2 protein-coding genes and 1 pseudogene are annotated in these 2,641 nt (G+C 69.8%); 1 reads left to right on the top strand and 2 read right to left on the bottom strand.

The genetic code is table 11. The annotated features are described in order from the left end of the window. Positions 1–1,346, bottom strand: a 1,346-nt coding sequence (locus Q2100_RS30875; RefSeq protein WP_302917073.1) for a DEAD/DEAH box helicase, incomplete at its 3' end; no start/stop codon positions are given. 254 nt (positions 1,347–1,600) lie between these two features. Between Q2100_RS30875 and Q2100_RS30870 the strand changes: the two genes are divergently transcribed. After that, positions 1,601–2,305, top strand: a complete 705-nt coding sequence (locus tag Q2100_RS30870; RefSeq protein ID WP_264010873.1) for a ferritin-like fold-containing protein — start codon at positions 1,601–1,603, stop codon at positions 2,303–2,305. Between the two features lie 4 nt (positions 2,306–2,309). On the opposite strand, the pseudogene Q2100_RS30865 reads toward Q2100_RS30870, so the two are convergent. Further along, positions 2,310–2,641: pseudogene (locus Q2100_RS30865) on the bottom strand (hypothetical protein); the annotation flags it as partial.

The raw sequence follows: 2,641 nt of genomic DNA, 5'->3' as shown, positions 1-2,641 counted from the left end.
TGCCCGTCGGTGCTGGCCTCGCCTGCGCGGGTCCGCCTGCGGTTGCGCGTCCGGGCCGGCTTGGCGTCGCGGTCACGCGGTTCGCGCTTCGGCCTGTCCGAGGTGCGGGTGGCTCTGCCGATGGAGCCGCCGGCCTCGGCCGGGATGCCGAGCTCCTCGTAGAGGTGCGGCGAGTTCGAGTACGTCTCGGCGGGATCGGGGGTGTTCAGGCCGAGCGCCTTGTCGATCATCGTCCATCGGGGCAGCTCGTCCCAGTCCACCAGCGTGACGGCGATGCCGGTCTTGCCGGCCCGGCCGGTGCGGCCGATGCGGTGCACGTAGGCCTGCTCGTCCTCGGGGATCTGGAAGTTGATGACGTGGGTGATGTCGTCGATGTCGATGCCGCGGGCCGCCACGTCGGTGGCCACAAGCACGTCGACCTCACCGGTGCGGAAGGACTTCAGGGCCTTCTCGCGCGCGCCCTGGCCCAGGTCACCGTGCACGGCGCCGACCTTGAAACCGCGCTCGGCCAGCTCGTCGGCGACCTTCTGGGCGGTGCGCTTGGTGCGGGTGAAGACCATCGTCGCGCCACGGCCCTCGGCCTGCAGGATGCGGGCGACCATCTCGACCTTGTCCAGCGCGTGCGCGCGGTAGGCGTACTGCACGGTGGTGTCGTGGGTCTGCGACGACTGCGGAGCCTCGGCCCGGATGTGGGTGGGCTGGTTCATGAAGGTGCGGGCCAGCGTGATGATCGGATCCGGCATGGTCGCCGAGAACAGCATCGCCTGGCGGGTGTCCGGCGTCAGCCGCAGGATGCGCTCGATGTCGGGCAGGAAGCCCAGGTCGAGCATCTCGTCGGCCTCGTCGAGCACCAGCACCGAAAGGCCGCCCAGCTGAAGGTGGCCCTGCTGGGCGAGGTCGAGCAGCCGGCCCGGGGTGCCGACGACGACGTCGGCGCCGCTGCGCAGCGACTCGATCTGCGGCTCGTAGGGCCGTCCGCCGTAGATGGACACCACGGAGAACTTGCGGTCACCGGCCCGCAGGTGCTTCGAGGCCAGCGCGAGGTCGTTGTAGACCTGCAGGCACAGCTCACGGGTGGGCACCACGATCAGGGCGCGGGGGATACCCGACAGCTCCTTCTCGGTGTCGGTGGTGATGCGCTGCAGCAGCGGAACGCCGAACGCGTAGGTCTTGCCCATGCCGGTGCGGGCCTGACCGATGAGGTCGTCGCCGGCCAGCGCCATCGGAAGCGTCAGCTCCTGGATGGCGAACGGGTGCTCGATGCCCTCCTCGGCGAGTGCGCGGACGATCTCGTCGCGCACACCGAGTTCGGCGAAGGATTTGGTGAGAGGTGGCAGTGGAGTCATACGGAGTGGACAGAGCCTTTCGTGGTCATTCCTCGTTTGCGTCACGCGCGCACGAGTGGAACGAAAGACGCGGTCTCATCGCCCCGGAGGCGGGGCGTTGGCGATCCGCTGGGCACAGCGAGGTATCGGGCCCATGGCGTGCACGCACATTTCTCGGTCCGGCTCAGCAGCAGCTTTACGCCGGTATCCGCCCCCATGATAGCTGGTCGCGCTCTCGTCGGGTTGCCGTGCGGGTCGGCGTCTAGAGTTGGGTCATGAATTCGACCCCGGCCGCGGCCACGCCCGAGCAGACGGTCAGCACGGCGACGTCGGGCGTCTCGGCCGCGCACCGAGGGGTCGACGAGCTGTTCGCACTGCTGGCCTACGGCGAGGTCGCCGCGTTCTACCGGCTGACCGAAGAGGCGCGGATGGCGCCCAATCTGCGCGGCCGGATCAACATGGCGAGCATGGCCGCAGCCGAGATGGGTCACTACGAGTTGCTGCGGGATGCGTTGCAGCGCAGGGGCGTCGACGTGATCCCCGCGATGACGAAGTTCGCCTCGGCGCTGGAGAACTACCACCGGCTGACCACGCCGAGCACGTGGCTGGAGGCGTTGGTCAAGACCTACATCGGCGACGCGCTCGCCGCTGACTTCTACCTGGAGATCTCCGACTCGCTGCCCGCCGAGGTGTCCGACGTGGTCCGCGGCGTGCTCGCCGAGACCGGCCACTCGCAGTTCGTGGTCGCCGAGGTGCGCGCCGCCGTCACCGCCAGCGACAAGCAGCGCCACCGGCTCGCCCTGTGGTCGCGGCGGCTGCTCGGCGAAGCCATCACCCAGGCCCAGTACGTGCTGGCCGAACACGACGCACTGGTCGACCTGGTGGTGTCCAGCGGTGAGGGGCTGACTCAGCTCACCGAGTTCTTCGACCGGCTGCAGGCCACCCACAGCGCGCGGATGCAGGAGCTCGGCCTGGCCTGAGGCGTCACTGGGTGCAGGTGGCGATCATCGTGTTGGCCGCCTGAGACGCCAGGGTCGCCCCCGCGGCGTCGGTGATCGCGCAGTTGAGCTGACCGGTGACGCTGGTCGCGGTCACCGACTTCAGCTCGACGCCGGGGTCGAGCACGACGGTCTTCGTCCACGGCAGCGCCACGTTGAGCTCGGTCTGCAGGGCGCCCTGGTGGTCGGTGTAGATCACCGTGACCAGGTCGAGGAGCGGCCGGTTGCCCGTCACCTGGTAGGTGACGGCCCTCGGACTCGGCGCCGGTGGCGGCGGGGCGGCCGCGGCCGGTGGCGGGGGCGGTTCGGGTACGGCGG

It is taken from the genome of Mycolicibacterium arseniciresistens, assembly GCF_030519285.1.
GTDB classification, from domain to species: Bacteria; Actinomycetota; Actinomycetes; order Mycobacteriales; family Mycobacteriaceae; genus Mycobacterium; species Mycobacterium arseniciresistens.
Note: the sequence above shows the minus strand (reverse complement) of the source record. Positions and strands in the feature narration are given on the sequence as shown.